The sequence below is a fragment of the Streptomyces sp. CB01881 genome (assembly GCF_002953255.1).
Classification (GTDB): Bacteria; Actinomycetota; Actinomycetes; order Streptomycetales; family Streptomycetaceae; genus Kitasatospora.
Map to the genome: position 1 here is coordinate 7,350,351 of NZ_CP026498.1, position 14,327 is coordinate 7,364,677.

A 14,327-nucleotide genomic window follows, 5' to 3' on the forward strand; every position below is an offset into this window, starting at 1 on the left:
CCGGGCGGGGCGCGCGGCCCGGCCGGCGCCTGAGACTCGCCCGGCCCGAGGGGAGCCCGCGCGCCGCCACCCACTACGGTGGAGGCCATGCCCGAAGCCGAGCGTGACACCCCCTGCGGCCTGCACCTCTTCTGGGACGAGGCGGTCACCGCCTACGACTTCGGTCCCGGCCACCCGATGGACCCGGCCCGGCTGGAGCTCACCATGCGCCTGGTGGAGTCCCTCGGGCTGAACAGCGGGCCGGGGGTGACCGTCCGCTCGGCCCCGCCGGCCGGCGACTCCACGCTCCGCCTGGTGCACACCCGCGAGTACGTCGAGGCGGTCAGACACGCCGCCGCCCACCCCGACGAGCAGGACCAGCGGCACGGCCTCGGCACCGACGACAACTGGGCCTTCCCCGCCGTGCACTCCGCCTCCGCGCTGATCGCCGGCCAGTCGGTGGCCGCCGCCGAGGCGGTCTGGCACGGCGAGACCCCGCACGCCGTCAACTTCGCCGGCGGGCTGCACCACGCCATGCCGGGTAGGGCGTCCGGCTTCTGCATCTACAACGACCCCGCGCTCGCCATCGCCCGGCTGCTCGAACTCGGCGCCGAGCGGGTCGCGTACGTCGACGTGGACGTCCACCACGGCGATGGCGTCCAGCAGGCGTTCTGGGACGACCCCCGGGTGCTCACCGTCTCGCTGCACGAGCACCCCGCCACGCTCTTCCCGCAGACCGGCTGGGCCACCGAGACCGGCGGCCCGGGCGCCCCCGGCTCCGCCGCCAACCTGCCGCTGCCCGCCGGCACCGGCGACTCCGGCTGGCTGCGCGCCTTCCACGCCCTGGTGCCCGAGCTGCTGGCCGCCTTCCGCCCGCAGGTCCTGGTCACCCAGCACGGCGCGGACACCCACCTGGAGGACCCGCTCGCCCACCTCGCGGTGACCGTCGACGCCCAGCGGCTGATCGCCGAAGAACTGCACGACCTCGCCCACCGGTACGCCGACGGCCGCTGGGTCGCCCTCGGCGGGGGCGGCTACGCCGTGGTGGACGTCGTCCCGCGGGCCTGGACCCACCTCGTCGCCACCGCCGCGGGCCGGCCCGTCGACCCCGCCACCGAGACCCCGGAGGCCTGGCGCGCGGAGGTCTACCGGCGTACCCGCCGCCCGGCCCCGCTGCGGATGACCGACGGAGCCCGGCCGGCCTGGCGGGACTTCGACGCGGGATACGATCCGGCGGACCGGCTCGACCAGGCGATCCTGGCCGCCCGCCGCGCCGTCCTGCCGCACCACGGCCTGCTGCCCTGACCGCAGGCCCCGGCCGCCGCGTGCGCACGGCCGGTACGGCAGACCGCCGATCGACTACGTACTGCAACAGGACTATCTCTCACCGTACGAGGACTGCCCTTCCCCCTCTTCCCACTGGTACCACCCATAACTACTCTGGGGATACACGTGTGCCGGTGGAGTCACCGGAGGGGAAGCCGGTGCCTTGCACACGGGTAAGGGTCGGGTGATGGTCATGAGTTCCGGCGAACGCCCCCTGCAGGAAGTCGTCTTCCTGACCGTGGCCGAGGTGGCCGCGGTCATGCGGGTGTCCAAGATGACGGTGTACCGGTTGGTGCACAGCGGAGAGCTGCCGGCCATCCGGGTCGGGCGGTCCTTCCGGGTGCCCCAGCAGGCGGTGCACGAGTACCTCAAGGAGTCCTACGTGCGGCTCGAAAGCGCGTAGGACAGGCGGCGGGTCGGGGCTCACAGCCGGTGGGCCCCGCACTCGTTTGCCGCAGATTTCCCCCGAGTTTCCCGGTCACGGGGAGCACGATTACTGCCCTGGCCGTACGGACGGTAGGCTAGGCCCTCCGTCAGTCGTATGGACTCCGTCTCTCACGGACGGGAGTCTCAGTGAGCGAGGGTTGTTCCGTGGGCTCTGTCATCAAGAAGCGTCGCAAGCGTATGGCCAAGAAGAAGCACCGCAAGCTTCTCAAGCGCACCCGCGTGCAGCGTCGCAACAAGAAGTAAGCGCCCTCGGCCGCGCCCAGCGCGCCAGGCGCCTCCACCGCCCGTCCAGGCCTCGCAGCCCGGGCGGGCGGTGTCGTTTCACGGCACGCCATGGCGGCGCGGTACGGTGCACGCAGGCCGCGGAGGCCGAGGAACGAGGTGCAGCACCGTGGGCAAGGTCGTGCTCGTCACCGGCGTGGCCCGCCAGCTCGGGGCCCGCTTCGCCGCCGAGCTCCGCAGCCGGCCGGACGTCGACCTGGTGGTCGGCGTGGACGTGCAGCCGCCCCGGGAGGCCGTCGAGGAGCAGGACGGGACGGCCGCGCCGTACCGGTTCCACCAGCTCGACCTGCGCCGCCCGGCAGTGGCCCGGGTGATCGCCGAGCACGGCGTCGACACCGTCGTCCACCTCGCCGTGAGCGCGACCGGCCTGGGCTCGACCAACCGCTCGTCGGTCAAGGAGTCCAACGTCATCGGCACCATGCAGCTGCTCGGCGCCTGCCAGAAGGCGCCCGGGGTGCGGCGGCTCGTGGTGAAGTCGACCACCGGCGTCTACGGCTCGGCGCCGCGCGACCCGGCGGTGTTCACCGAGCGGACCCAGCCCAAGAACCTCCCCGGCGGCGGCTTCGCCAAGGACGCGGTGGAGGTCGAGGGCTACGTCCGCGGCTTCGCCCGGCGCCGTCCGGACGTCGCGGTGACGGTGCTGCGGTTCGCCAACATCGTCGGCCCCGGCGCCGACACCCCCCTCAGCGAGTACTTCGCGCTGCCGGTACTGCCCACCGTCCTCGGGTACGACCCGCGGTTGCAGTTCGCCCACGAGGCCGACGTGCTCGCGGTGCTCTCCCGGGCGGCCGACGAGCCGGAACCGGGCACCGTCAACACCGGCACCTTCAACGTGGCGGGGGAGGGCGTCCTGCTGCTCTCCCAGTGCGCCCGCCGGCTCGGCCGGCCGATGCTGCCGCTGCTGCTGCCCGCGATCAGCTGGATGGCCGGGCTGGCCCGGCAGACCAGGATGGTCGACTTCTCGCCCGAGCAGCTGCGGCTGCTGACCCACGGCCGGGTGGTGGACACCACCCGCCTGCGCGAGACCTTCGGGTACCGCCCCCGGTACACCACCCCGGAGGCGTTCGCCGACTTCGCCGCCGCGCAGTCCGCCGGCCTGCTGCCGCCCGAGCGCCTCGCCGCCGTCACCGACGGACTGGCCGCGCTGCTCGGGCGCGAGCACGGCCCGGCCGCCCGCCCGAACCGACCCAGGAGCTGAACCCGCGATGAGTGCCGCAGCCGAGAACGCACCGGGCGAGGCCAAGGTCATCCCGATCGAGTCCGCGCCCAGCTGGAGCGAGCCCGACCGGCCCGCCGGCCTGGCCGACCAGATCGCCGACGCCGTCGGCGGGGCGCTGGCCGGGCGGCTCGGCCCGGCCGCCACCCGGCTGTTCGGCAAGGGCTGGGAGGGCCGGGCCGCCGAAGGCCTCGCCTTCCTGCGCCGCCGGATCACCGGGGACTACGAGGTGGACGAGTTCGGCTTCGACCGCGAGCTCACCGAGGAGGTGCTGCTCTCGCTGCTGCGCCCGCTTGCCGAGAAGTACTTCCGGATCGAGGTGCGCGGGATCGAGAACATCCCGGCCGAGGGCGGCGCGCTGATCGTCGCCAACCACTCCGGGACGATCCCGCTGGACGCCCTGATGACCCAGGTGGCCATCCACGACCACCACCCGGGCGGGCGGTTCCTGCGGATGCTCGCGGCCGACCTGGTCTTCGTCCTGCCCGGGGTCAACGAGCTGGCCCGCAAGGCCGGCCACACGCTGGCCTGCAACGAGGACGCCCAGGCGCTGCTGGAGCGCGGCGAGCTGGTCGGGGTCTGGCCGGAGGGCTTCAAGGGCATCGGGAAGCCCTTCTCCGACCGGTACAAGCTGCAGCGGTTCGGGCGCGGCGGGTTCGTCGCCTCGGCGCTGCGGGCGCAGGTGCCGATCATCCCCTGCTCGATCGTCGGGGCGGAGGAGACCTACCCGATGATCGGCAACTTCCGGACGCTGGCGCGGCTGCTGGGCCTGCCGTACGTGCCGATCACGCCGACCTTCCCGTGGCTCGGGCCGCTGGGCGCGGTGCCGCTGCCGACCAAGTGGACCATCCAGTTCGGCGAGCCGATCGCCACCGACCGGCACCCGGCGGAGGCGGCGGACGATCCGATGCTGGTCTTCGACCTGGCCGACGAGGTGCGGGAGACCATCCAGCACACCCTCTACGAGCTGTTGGTGCAGCGGCGTTCGGTGTTCTTCTGAGCCGGTCCCGCTGAGCCGGTCCCGCTGAGCGGCGGGCCCGGGCCGGTGCGCCCGGGCCGGCCCTACGCCGGTCGTTCGCCGGTCCTTCCGGGCCGTGCTCCGGTCGTTCCGGGCCGTGCTCCGCTTCTTCCGGCCGTGCTCCGGGGCGGGCGCGGGTGTGGGGCCCGGCGGCGCTGCCACCGGGCCCCACACCCCTGCTCGACCGCGTCAGCCGCCGAGGATCCGCAGGCCGGGCAGCAGCCCGGGGATCAGCGGCGGCACGTCGACCCCCTGCTGCGGTGCGCCGCCGACGGGGGCACTGGGCGAGCCGGACGGCAGCGGGGCCGCCTGGTCGGGCGCCGGGTCGGGGCTCGGCGAGGGCTTGGTGCCGGTGAGCCCGCTGGTGAGGTCGTCGACCAGCCCGCCGACCGCGCCCGGTGCGTTGCTCGGTGCGTTGCTCGGGGCACCTGCGCCGCTGCCGCCACCGCCGTTGCCGGGCGAGCTCGCCCCGGCCGAGGGGGCCCGCCCGGTGGTGCCGGCCTTGCCGCTGCCGTTGGCACCCCCCGCGCCGCCGCTCTGGGCCGGCCCGGAGCCCGGCGCGGTGTTGCCGCCGCCGGCCGTGGCGTCGGCCGGGGAGCCGCGGTCCGGCGCGGAGCCCGTGGCGCCGCCCGTCCCGCTGCCGGCCTTGCCGCCGCCCTTGGCGGGCGGCTGGGCCAGACGCAGGGGCGCGACGTCCTCGCTTATGTCGTCGAAGAGCTGGTCGACCAGGTGCGCCTGCGGGATCAGCTGGACCGGCAGCCTGCTCTGCAGCTCGCTCCAGCGGTCGTCCTCGTCCTGGGCGAAGCCGGCCAGGGTGCGCATCGGGTCGAGCGAGCCGTTGCTGCGGTAGACGGAGCGCAGCAGGTCGCGGCCCTTGATGGCGTCGGCGTGCATGTCGTCGAGCGCCTTACGGACCTGCTCCACGGTGCCCGGGCTGAGCGCGCCGCCGTCCGTCCGTCCGACCAGGCTCTTGGCCTCGTCGAGCCGGGTGGCGGCGTTGTCGAGCAGCAGTCCGCCGCGCTCGCTGTCGGAGTTCGCGAAGTCCAGCCGGAGCCCTTCGAGGCTGCGTTTCATGCCGTACAGCGTGTCCCCGGGCAGGGCGTTGGAGCTGGCGGCGGCCGCACCGGCGAAGCTGCCGACGGCGAGCCCGGCGACCAGTCCGCCGATCGCGAACCGGCGGCTCCAGCGGCCGCGCGGTGCCAGCCGGGCCGCCCGGTGCCTGCGCTGGCGGGGCACCGTCGCGCCCTGACCGCCGGCGAAGGCCTGCTCGAACGCGGCCATCAGCTGGGCGCGTTGCACGGCCCGGACCTGCGGGTCCAGCTCCGGTCCCGGCAGTGCGCCGAGTGCGCCGGCCACCCCGACCAGCTCGGCCATGGCGGCCGAACCTGCTCCGGTGGAAGCGGTGTTGGCCGATCCGGCAGCGGCGGCGCCGTGTTGCTCTGCCTGGTGGGCCTCCAGCGCCTCGGCGAAGGCCTTCGCCCGCCGGTGCTCCAGCACGTTTGCCGTCACGGGCCACACCTCCCTTCGTCGTTGTCGACACCCCGGCCTGCCGGACGGTTGCCTCGGCGGGCCAAAGCCACTCCATCGGGTGAGAGGTCGCAATTCGACTTGACCGTACGCCTGGTGGAGGCTTGCACGCTGGCCAACGAGCGGTGCGGGCGGTCGGTTACGCACGGCTGATCATCGGACCGACCGTTCACCCGGACGTGTCGGGCCGGCACCGATGGTGACGGCCCTCCGGTTATCTCCCCGGGGCGGTCCCCGGCACCGTCCCCGGTGCCGTCCTTCCCGCTGTCCCCGGTGCTGCTGCTGGTACGGCCCCCCGTTCCGGCTCCGCTCACCGCGCGTCGGGCGGCAGCAGGCGGGCCAGCGTCCGCACCGCGCGGTACTGGAGGGTCTTGATGGCGCCCTCGTTCTTGCCCATGATCCGGGCCGTCTCGGCCACTGAGAGCCCCTGCAGGAAGCGGAGCGTGACGCACTCCTGCTGCTGCGGGTTGAGCCGGTGGACGGCGTCCAGCAGAGCGGCGTTGGAGAGCGACTCCAGCACCGACTCCTCCGGGCTGCGCTCGCACTCGTTGGAGTCGAGCATCTCGCCGGTGGTGACCTCCAGCCGGAACCGGCTGGACTTGAAGTGGTCGGCCACCAGGTTGCGGGCGATGGTCACCAGCCAGGCGCCGAAGTCCCGGCCCTGCCAGGTGAAGGTGCCGATCCGGCGTAGCGCCCGCAGGAAGGTCTCGCTGGTGAGGTCCTCGGCGGTGGCCCGGCTGCCGACCCGGTAGTAGATGTAGCGGTAGACGGTGTCCGCGTAGTGGTCGTAGAGGCGGCCGAAGGCCTCGCTCTCACCGGCCTGGGCCTTCTCGACCAGCTCCATGATCGGGTTGTGCTCGGTCTCGTAGCCGGGGCTCGGGGCCGTCCTGGCCCGGCTACGGCCGCTGGTGCCGGCGGCCCCGGCGCGGCCGCGCGAGCCGGTTCCGGTGGAGGAGCCGGCGGCGGTGGTGCGCAGTGCCAGGCCGGCGGGTTGGGGCGGGCCGTAGCCGAGCGCGCTGCCGGCGGGAACCAGTTGGGGCGGGACGGCGAGCTGGCTGCGGAGCAGGCTGCGCAACAGCTCCAGGCCGGTGGAGATCTGCCGGGCGGAGCCCGGGCGGCTGCGGAGGCTGGTGCGGGAGCGCAGGGGCGCGGGCGACGGGCGGGAGGGTGCAGGCGCGTCGTTCCGGACGGGTGGGTACACGGGACTCCCAGAGGCAGAACTGTGGACGGATCACCTCCGCCTGCGCGGAGAGCACGCCCGCGCCGCCCGGTCGGGAGGGGCGCGTGGGTGACGTGCATCCAGGAGAGAATAACGCTTTGTGCAATGACAGCTACACCGTGTGGTCGAAGTGGTCGTTTGGGATCCTCCGGGCATGCGTATTCGGCTGACACTGACCGAAGATGTCATCGATCATCCGGCTCAACGTGATCGAACAGGCGCGCAGGGTGACCAATTCGGCGGCGTGGCGGGCGGTTTCCCAGTCCTCGGCCTCGGTAACCCCTGACTTTCCCGGTCTGACGAACGATCAGAACCGGTCATGAGCTGACAGGACCGCTCAACGGGTCCGTACGGCCCCCTGCCACGCCGGAGTTCGCCCGTACGAGGGGCCTGGTCAGCGTGCGGATTGACTGGTGGTCACCCGCGCAGGGGTGACCCGTCCCGGTGACGTCCGGCCGTCGTCCCGGCGCTCTCCAACGCTCTCCGGTGGTGTCCGGCGGGGCGCAGTGGGGTGTGGCGGGGGCCGCCGGGTCCAGGGGGAGCTCAGGCGTGCCGGCGCCGGTGCAGGGCGACCCCGGCCGCCGCGGCGCCCGCGACGACGCCGAGCGCGGCCGCCGCCGGGAGACCCAGCCGGGCCGCCTTGCGCCCGGTCCGGAAGTCCCGCACCCGCCAGCCCTGAGCCCGCGCGTGCCGGCGCAGCGCGCCGTCCGGGTTCACCACGTACGGGTGGCCGACCAGGGAGAGCATCGGGATGTCGTTGGCCGAGTCGCTGTACGCGGCGCAGCGGTCCAGGTCGAGCCGCTCGCGACGGGCCAGCGCCCGGACGGCAGCCGCCTTCGCGGGCCCGTGCAGCAGCTCGCCGACCAGCCGGCCGGTGTAGAGGCCGCCCCTGGCCTCGGCGACGGTGCCGAGCGCGCCGGTCATGCCGAGCCGGCGCGCGATGACCCTGGCCACCTCCAGCGGGGCGGCGGTGACCAGCCAGACCCGCTGCCCGGCGTCCAGGTGCATCTGGACCAGGGCGCGCGTGCCGGGCCAGATCTTGTCGGCGACGACCTCCTCGAAGACCTCCTCGCAGATGGCTTCGAGGTCGGCGGTCCGCTTTCCGGCGACCAGGCCGAGCGCGGTGTGCTGGGCGTCGGCCATGTGGTCCGGGTCCTCGGTGCCGTGCAGCCGGAACCAGGCCTGCTGCCAGGCGAACCGGGCGATGTCGCGGCGGGTCAGGAAGCCGCGGCGGTAGAGCCCGACGCCGAGGTAGAAGATCGCGGCGCCGCGCAGGATGGTGTTGTCGCAGTCGAAGAAGGCGGCGGCGCGCGGGTCGTCCCGCTCGGGGGTGTGGTTCCCGGCGGGCGCCTTGGGGGCCTTCGCCGGCCGGTCGGCGGCCGGGGTCTGCTCCTGGGGTGCGGCCACGGTGGTGGCGGTGGCCGGCTCGGCCCGCAGGGCGGCCTCCGCGGCCTCGGCCGCGGCCTCGCCGGCGAGGGCGGTCCGCACGGTGGTGGAACGCCTTGCCTGGGTGAGCCTTCGGAGCACGGCCATGGACCGAGCATATCCAGCCAGGTCGGCAGGGGCCGTGACGGCGACGTGCCCGGGTGGTGAACACCGGAGGTGTCCCCTTCTTCCCGGAGGCGGGCGGGCGGGTCGCGGCCGGGCGCACAATGGCCGGGTGAGCCCACTGCTGCGACGCGACAAGAGCCCGAGCCCGAAGCCGTCCGACCGGACCGTCACCCTGGTCGGCAAGCCGGGCTGCCACCTGTGCGACGACGCCCGGGAGGTGATCGTCCGGGTGACCGGCGAGCTGGGCACGGCCTTCGAGGAGAGGGACATCACACAGGACGAGGAGCTGTACCGGAAGTACTGGGAGCAGATCCCGGTCACCCTGATCGACGGCCGTCAGCACGACTTCTGGCGCGTCGACGAGCGCCGGCTGCGCGCGGCCCTGGGCGGCTGACGGCTGACGGCGCCCCGCCGGGCCGTGGCCCCCGCCGGTCGGCGGGGGCGGTTCGCCGAATCGTTGTGAAGAAAACCGGGATCGGCCCGGGGAGCCCCCCGCGGGTCGGCTTACGATCGAACTCGTTTGCGCCCATGGGGGGCTGAGCACGCGAGGAGTGCTGCCATGCTTCCCGGTCCGACCCATGGGACCCCTGTCGCCCCCGCCGGGGCCGGGGGGTTCGCGGTGGTGGACGTGGAGGCGACCGGCCGCAGCCCGTGGCGGCACCGGGTGGTCGAGGTCGCCGTCGTGCTGCTGGACGCGGCACTGCACCCCGAGGCCGAGTTCTGCACCCTGCTGGACCCGCTGGGCCCGGTGGGCCCGACCCATGTGCACCGGATAGCCCAGGCCGACGTCGAGGGCGCCCCCCGGTTCCGCGAGATCGCGCCGCGGCTGCTGGAGCTGCTGGCCGGCCGGGTGCTGGTCGGCCATCACGTGACCTGCGACCACGCGTTCCTGGATCGTGAGTTCGCCCGGATCGGCGTGCCGCTGCCGCCGGTCCCGCTGCTCTGCACGATGCGGCTGGCCCGCGCGCACCTGCCGCAGGCCCGCGGCTTCGGCCTGGTGGCCTGCGCGGAGGCGGCGGGCCTGGGCGGGTTCCCGGCGCACACCGCGCTGGGGGACGCCCGGGCCACCGCCGAGCTGCTGCGGCACTGCCTGGGGGCGCCTTCCTGCCCGCCGGACGACTGGGCCCTGCCGCTGCGCGAGGCGGCCCGGGTGCCGTGGCCGCGGCTGGGCGGCGCGCGTTCGCGCCCGTCCGGGGAGCCCTTCCGGCTGTTCCGCCGGGACCTTCCGGCCGGGTCGCCGGGGGAGGCCCCGCACCCCGCCGGGACACCCGGCGCACAGCCCCCGGCGGCGGCCCGGAAAGGGACCGGTGCTATGGGGTCTCCGGCGTGATGCGCATCACTGTGCGGGGACAAATCGGACACCATCTTTGTGCACACGTTCACAAACGCATAGCCTGGCTGCCAAAGCCCAGCTTCACCCACAGGAGCACCGTGGCAATCGGCCGATCACCACAGAGCAGTTCGCAGACGCCCGACCAGGGCGCCGCGCGCCGACCCTCGCGTGCCCGGGGCATCCCGGAGGCGACCGTCGCCCGCCTTCCCCTCTACCTGCGGGCCCTCACCGCGCTCTCCGAGCGCTCGGTGCCGACCGTCTCCTCCGAGGAGCTGGCGGCCGCCGCGGGCGTGAACTCCGCGAAGCTGCGCAAGGACTTCTCCTACCTCGGCTCGTACGGCACCCGCGGTGTCGGCTACGACGTCGAGTACCTCGTCTACCAGATCTCCCGTGAGCTGGGCCTGACCCAGGACTGGCCGGTCGTCATCGTCGGCATCGGAAACCTCGGCCACGCGCTCGCCAACTACGGCGGCTTCGCCTCCCGCGGTTTCCGGGTGGCCGCCCTGCTGGACGCCGACCCGGCCGTGGTCGGCAGCAGCGCGGCCGGCCTTCCGGTGCGCCACATGGACGAACTGGAGTCCATCGTGGAGAGCCAGCACGTCTCGATCGGCGTCATCACCACCCCGCCCGGCGCCGCCCAGCAGGTCTGCGACCGCCTGGTCGAGGCCGGCGTCACCAGCATCCTCAACTTCGCCCCGACCGTGCTGACCGTCCCGGACGGCGTGGACGTGCGCAAGGTGGACCTCTCCATCGAGCTGCAGATCCTGGCCTTCCACGAGCAGCGCAAGGCGGGCGAGGAGCCGGACCGCACCGAGTCGGTGCTGGACCGCGCCCCCGGCCCGGTCCGCGCGGCCGCCGCCAAGCTGCGCCGCGCCGCCGGCGGCTCCGGCAAGGCCCGCACGGCCGCCGAGCCGTCGGCCAAGGACGCCGAGGCGGCACCGAAGGGCAAGCCCGGCAAGGGCGGCGAGGGCGAACTCTCCGCGGTGATGCCGGCATGAGCACCGAGATCCGTGGCACCAGGGGGCGGGCATGAGTCTTCTCGTCGTAGGACTGAGCCACCGCACCGCCCCGGTCGGCGTGCTGGAGCGCGCCGCCCTGACCGGTGACGTCCCGACCCGGCTGCTGCACGACGCCGCGGCCACCGCGACCGTCGCCGAGGCCGCGCTGCTGAACACCTGCAACCGGATCGAGCTGTACGCGGACGTGGACAAGTTCCACGCCGGCGTCGCCGAGCTGTCGCTGCTGCTGGCCCACCACAGCGGGGTGGACCTGGAGGAGCTGACCTCCCACCTCTACGTCCACTACGAGGACCGCGCCGTCCACCACCTCTTCTCGGTGGCCTGCGGCCTGGACTCGATGGTGGTCGGCGAGGGCCAGATCCTCGGCCAGCTGCGCGACGCGCTGGCCAAGGCACAGGACGAGCACACCGCCGGGCGCGGCCTGAACGAGCTGTTCCAGCAGGCCCTGCGGGTCGGCAAGCGGGCGCACAGCGAGACCGGCATCGACAAGGCCGGCCAGTCGCTGGTGACCTTCGGCCTGGAGCAGGTCGCGGCCGGCGCGGGCGAGATCGCGGGCAAGCGGGCCCTGGTGGTCGGCGCGGGCTCGATGAGCTCGCTGGCCGCCGCCACCCTGGTCCGTTCCGGGGTCACCGACCTGCTGATCGCCAACCGGACGCCCGAGCGGGCCGAGCGGCTGGTCGAGATCCTCGGCGCCGGCGTGGCGCGGACGGTCGAGCTGGCCAAGGTGCCCGAGGCGCTGGCCGACGTCGACCTGGTGATCTCCTGCACCGGCGCGGCCGGCGTGGTGATCAGGGCCGAGGACGTCGCCGCCGCGGTGGCCTCCCGGGCCGGCGGCACCCCGCTCGCCTTCCTGGACCTCGCCATGCCGCGCGACGTCGACCACGCCGTGCACGAGCTGCCCGGCGCGCTCCTGGTCGACCTGGAGAGCCTCTCGCACGCCCACGCCGCCAGCCCCGGCGCCGGTGACGTGGACGCCGTCTCCGGCATCGTCGCCGACGAGGTGGCCGCCTTCGGCGCCGCCCAGCGGGCCGCCCGGATCGCCCCGACCGTGGTGGCGCTGCGGGCGATGGCCTCCGAGGTGGTCGCCGCCGAGCTGGGCCGCCTGGACTCCCGGCTGCCCGGTCTGGACGAGCGCTCCCGCGCCGAGATCACCCAGACCGTCCGCCGGGTGGTCGACAAGCTGCTGCACGCGCCGACCGTGCGGGTGAAGCAGCTTGCCGCCGAGCCCGGCGGCGCGTCCTACGCGGACGCGCTGCGCGAGCTGTTCGACCTCGACCCGGCGGCCGTGCACGCGGTCTCGGGCACTCCGATCGGCGCCCAGCAGCCTTCGGGCGGGGGCGCCAGATGAACCGTCAGCCATCCCACGAGTACCACCGGGACGATCACCTCATGAATGGTCAACCGCTCACCGACCAGGCCCCGGCCGCCACCGCACCCCTGCGGCTCGGCACCCGGCGCAGCGCGCTCGCCATGGCCCAGTCGGGCATGGTCGCCCGCGAGGTGACCCGGCTCACCGGGCGCCCCGTCGAGCTGGTGGAGATCACCACCTACGGCGACACCTCCCGGGAGGCGCTGGCACAGATCGGCGGCACCGGCGTGTTCGTCTCCGCCCTGCGGGACGCCCTGCTGGAGGGCCGGATCGACTTCGCCGTGCACTCGCTGAAGGACCTGCCCACCGCCGAGCCCGCGGGCCTGGTGCTGGCCGCGGTGCCCGAGCGCGAGGACGTCCGCGACGCCCTGGTGGCGCGCGAGGGCCTGGCCCTCGACGAGCTGGTCGAGAAGCTGGCCGGCTCCGGGCACACCGCCCGGATCGGCACCGGCTCGCCGCGCCGCATGGCGCAGCTGAACGCCTGGGCCCGCGCCTTCGGCGCCCAGCTGGAGACGGTCGCGATCCGCGGCAACGTGGACACCCGGATCGGCTTCGTCACCTCCGGCGAGCTGGACGCGGTGGTGCTGGCCACCGCCGGCCTGAACCGGCTCGGCCGCGCCGCCGAGATCACCGGGCACCTCGACCCGGAGCTGATGATCCCGGCCCCCGGCCAGGGCGCGCTCGCGATCGAGTGCACCACGGCGAACGCCGCACTGGCCGCCGAGCTCTCGGCGCTCGACCACCTCCCGACCCGGGTCGCGGTGGCCGCCGAGCGTGCCCTGCTGGCCACCCTGGAGGCCGGCTGCTCCGCACCGGTCGCCGCGCTGGCCACCTGGGGCCACCCGTACGAACTGCGGCTGGAGGGCGTGGTCGGCACCGTCGACGGCGCCACCCTGCTGAAGATGTCCGCCAACGGTCCGATCGTCCTCGACGAGACCGCCGAGCAGCAGGCGGCGGCCCTCGGCCACGCCCTCGCCGCCCGGCTGCTCGACGCGGGCGCGGCCGCCCTGATGGGGGAGCGAGCCCGATGAGCCCCACCGCCGCCACCGAGACGCCGTTCCCGGCCGACAGCCCGTTCGCGGGCGGGCCGGCCGCAGCCGGACGGTGCACCTTCCTGGGCGCGGGCCCCGGGGACCCGGGCCTGCTGACCCTGCGCGCGGTCGAGGTGCTGGCCTCGGCCGACATCCTGGTCGCCGACCCGCTGACCGCCGCCGCCGTGCGCAGCCACTGTCCCGACGGCGTGCAGGTGCACACCCCCGCCGCCGAGGGCACCGACTTCGACCTGGCCCAGCTGGTCACCGAGGCGGTCCGCTCCGGCAAGCACGTGGTCCGCACCGTCGACGGCGACCCGGGCCTGGACGGCTGCGCCGCCGAGGAGATGCTCAGCTGCGCGGGCGGCGGGATCCCGTTCGAGGTGATCCCGGGCGTCGCGCAGTCGGTCGGCGTGCCGGCCTACGCGGGCGTGCCGCTGCGCGGTACGGCCGGCACCGACGTCCGGTTCGTGGACGGCGCCGCGCTGCTCGCCGGCAGCCCGGTGGACCTGGGCGCGCCGGAGACCACCCTGGTGGTCCGCACCACCCTGGGCCAGCTGCCGGCCACCGCCAACGCGCTGGTCTCCAACGGCCGCAAGCCGGAGTCGGCGCTCAGCGCGACGCTCTCCGGCACCACCACCCGCCAGCGCACCTTCACCGCCACCCTGGCCACCATCGCGGCCGACCTGAAGGCGGCCCGGGTGCTGCCCTCCCCGGTCTCCGCACCGGTGGACCCGGCGACCTCGGTGATAGCCGTGGTGGGCGAGCAGGTCGCCCACCGCGCCTCGCACTCCTGGTTCGAGACCAAGCCGCTGTTCGGCTGGAACGTGCTGGTGCCGCGCACCAAGGAGCAGGCCACCGGCCTCTCCGAGCAGCTCCGCTCGTACGGCGCGGTGCCGCAGGAGGTGCCGACCATCGCCGTCGAGCCGCCGCGCACCCCGCAGCAGATGGAGCGGGCGATCAAGGGCCTGGTCACCGGCCCTTGATCGCCCGCTCCATCTGCTGCGGGG

At 74.5% G+C, this 14,327-nt stretch carries 14 protein-coding genes and 1 pseudogene; 12 read left to right on the forward strand and 3 right to left on the reverse strand.

Annotated elements, in window-relative coordinates; genetic code table 11:
- The first annotated feature begins 87 nt into the window (after positions 1 to 87).
- From C2142_RS22010 to C2142_RS22030, 5 genes are all read left to right on the forward strand, one after another.
- Positions 88 to 1,284, forward strand: coding sequence for an acetoin utilization protein AcuC (locus C2142_RS22010; RefSeq protein ID WP_148644249.1), 1,197 nt, complete (start codon positions 88 to 90; stop codon positions 1,282 to 1,284).
- 214 nt (positions 1,285 to 1,498) lie between these two features.
- A complete protein-coding gene (locus tag C2142_RS22015) occupies positions 1,499 to 1,708 on the forward strand; it encodes a helix-turn-helix domain-containing protein (protein ID WP_148644250.1) in 210 nt (69 codons plus the stop codon).
- Between the two features lie 188 nt (positions 1,709 to 1,896).
- On the forward strand, positions 1,897 to 1,995 hold the full coding sequence (locus tag C2142_RS22020; protein ID WP_003948845.1) for an AURKAIP1/COX24 domain-containing protein: 99 nt from the start codon (positions 1,897 to 1,899) through the stop codon (positions 1,993 to 1,995).
- 148 nt (positions 1,996 to 2,143) lie between these two features.
- On the forward strand, positions 2,144 to 3,232 hold the full coding sequence (locus C2142_RS22025; RefSeq protein WP_148644251.1) for an NAD-dependent epimerase/dehydratase family protein: 1,089 nt from the start codon (positions 2,144 to 2,146) through the stop codon (positions 3,230 to 3,232).
- 7 nt (positions 3,233 to 3,239) lie between these two features.
- A complete protein-coding gene (locus C2142_RS22030; RefSeq protein ID WP_148644252.1) occupies positions 3,240 to 4,250 on the forward strand; it encodes a lysophospholipid acyltransferase family protein in 1,011 nt (336 codons plus the stop codon).
- Between the two features lie 207 nt (positions 4,251 to 4,457).
- Here the strand turns inward: C2142_RS22030 and C2142_RS22035 are convergent, their stop codons facing one another.
- The gene (locus tag C2142_RS22035) at positions 4,458 to 5,777 is read right to left on the reverse strand and encodes a DUF5667 domain-containing protein (protein ID WP_148644253.1); all 1,320 of its coding nucleotides are present in this window, start codon (positions 5,775 to 5,777) and stop codon (positions 4,458 to 4,460) included.
- A gap of 328 nt (positions 5,778 to 6,105) precedes the next feature.
- Positions 6,106 to 6,891 carry an ECF subfamily RNA polymerase sigma factor, BldN family gene (locus C2142_RS22040; RefSeq protein WP_148644940.1) on the reverse strand — a complete coding sequence of 262 codons (786 nt, stop codon included), beginning with the start codon at positions 6,889 to 6,891 and terminating at the stop codon, positions 6,106 to 6,108.
- A 305-nt stretch (positions 6,892 to 7,196) separates the two neighbouring features.
- Between C2142_RS22040 and C2142_RS22045 the strand changes: the two genes are divergently transcribed.
- Positions 7,197 to 7,337: a hypothetical protein gene (locus C2142_RS22045; protein ID WP_153882806.1), complete on the forward strand. Its 141-nt coding sequence runs from the start codon at positions 7,197 to 7,199 to the stop codon at positions 7,335 to 7,337.
- A 220-nt stretch (positions 7,338 to 7,557) separates the two neighbouring features.
- On the opposite strand, the gene C2142_RS22050 is transcribed toward C2142_RS22045, so the two are convergent.
- Positions 7,558 to 8,547: an HAD-IB family hydrolase gene (locus C2142_RS22050; RefSeq protein ID WP_148644254.1), complete on the reverse strand. Its 990-nt coding sequence runs from the start codon at positions 8,545 to 8,547 to the stop codon at positions 7,558 to 7,560.
- A gap of 127 nt (positions 8,548 to 8,674) precedes the next feature.
- On the opposite strand from C2142_RS22050, the gene C2142_RS22055 reads away from it, so the two are divergent.
- From C2142_RS22055 to C2142_RS40175, 6 genes and pseudogenes are all read left to right on the forward strand, one after another.
- A complete protein-coding gene (locus C2142_RS22055) occupies positions 8,675 to 8,959 on the forward strand; it encodes a glutaredoxin family protein (protein WP_148644255.1) in 285 nt (94 codons plus the stop codon).
- A gap of 165 nt (positions 8,960 to 9,124) precedes the next feature.
- The gene (locus tag C2142_RS22060; protein WP_148644256.1) at positions 9,125 to 9,895 is read left to right on the forward strand and encodes a 3'-5' exonuclease; all 771 of its coding nucleotides are present in this window, start codon (positions 9,125 to 9,127) and stop codon (positions 9,893 to 9,895) included.
- A 101-nt stretch (positions 9,896 to 9,996) separates the two neighbouring features.
- A complete protein-coding gene (locus C2142_RS22065) occupies positions 9,997 to 10,896 on the forward strand; it encodes a redox-sensing transcriptional repressor Rex (protein WP_174315677.1) in 900 nt (299 codons plus the stop codon).
- Between the two features lie 31 nt (positions 10,897 to 10,927).
- Entirely contained in the window at positions 10,928 to 12,265 is a 1,338-nt protein-coding gene (locus C2142_RS22070) for a glutamyl-tRNA reductase (RefSeq protein ID WP_148644257.1), read from the forward strand.
- A 41-nt stretch (positions 12,266 to 12,306) separates the two neighbouring features.
- The gene (gene hemC / locus C2142_RS22075; protein WP_148644258.1) at positions 12,307 to 13,317 is read left to right on the forward strand and encodes a hydroxymethylbilane synthase; all 1,011 of its coding nucleotides are present in this window, start codon (positions 12,307 to 12,309) and stop codon (positions 13,315 to 13,317) included.
- Positions 13,314 to 14,297 (forward strand): annotated as a pseudogene (locus tag C2142_RS40175) (SAM-dependent methyltransferase); the annotation flags it as partial. The gene hemC and the pseudogene C2142_RS40175, both read left to right, overlap by 4 nt.
- Positions 14,298 to 14,327: the final 30 nt, after the last annotated feature.

Coding starts and splice junctions, on each gene's coding strand:
- C2142_RS22010 (WP_148644249.1), top strand. CDS start 88: ATGCCCGAAGCCGAGCGTGACACCCCCTGCGGCCTGCACCTCTTCTGG.
- C2142_RS22015 (WP_148644250.1), top strand. CDS start 1,499: ATGAGTTCCGGCGAACGCCCCCTGCAGGAAGTCGTCTTCCTGACCGTG.
- C2142_RS22030 (WP_148644252.1), top strand. CDS start 3,240: ATGAGTGCCGCAGCCGAGAACGCACCGGGCGAGGCCAAGGTCATCCCG.
- C2142_RS22045 (WP_153882806.1), top strand. CDS start 7,197: ATGTCATCGATCATCCGGCTCAACGTGATCGAACAGGCGCGCAGGGTG.
- C2142_RS22050 (WP_148644254.1), bottom strand. CDS start 8,547: ATGGCCGTGCTCCGAAGGCTCACCCAGGCAAGGCGTTCCACCACCGTG.
- C2142_RS22060 (WP_148644256.1), top strand. CDS start 9,125: ATGCTTCCCGGTCCGACCCATGGGACCCCTGTCGCCCCCGCCGGGGCC.
- C2142_RS22070 (WP_148644257.1), top strand. CDS start 10,928: ATGAGTCTTCTCGTCGTAGGACTGAGCCACCGCACCGCCCCGGTCGGC.
- hemC (WP_148644258.1), top strand. CDS start 12,307: ATGAATGGTCAACCGCTCACCGACCAGGCCCCGGCCGCCACCGCACCC.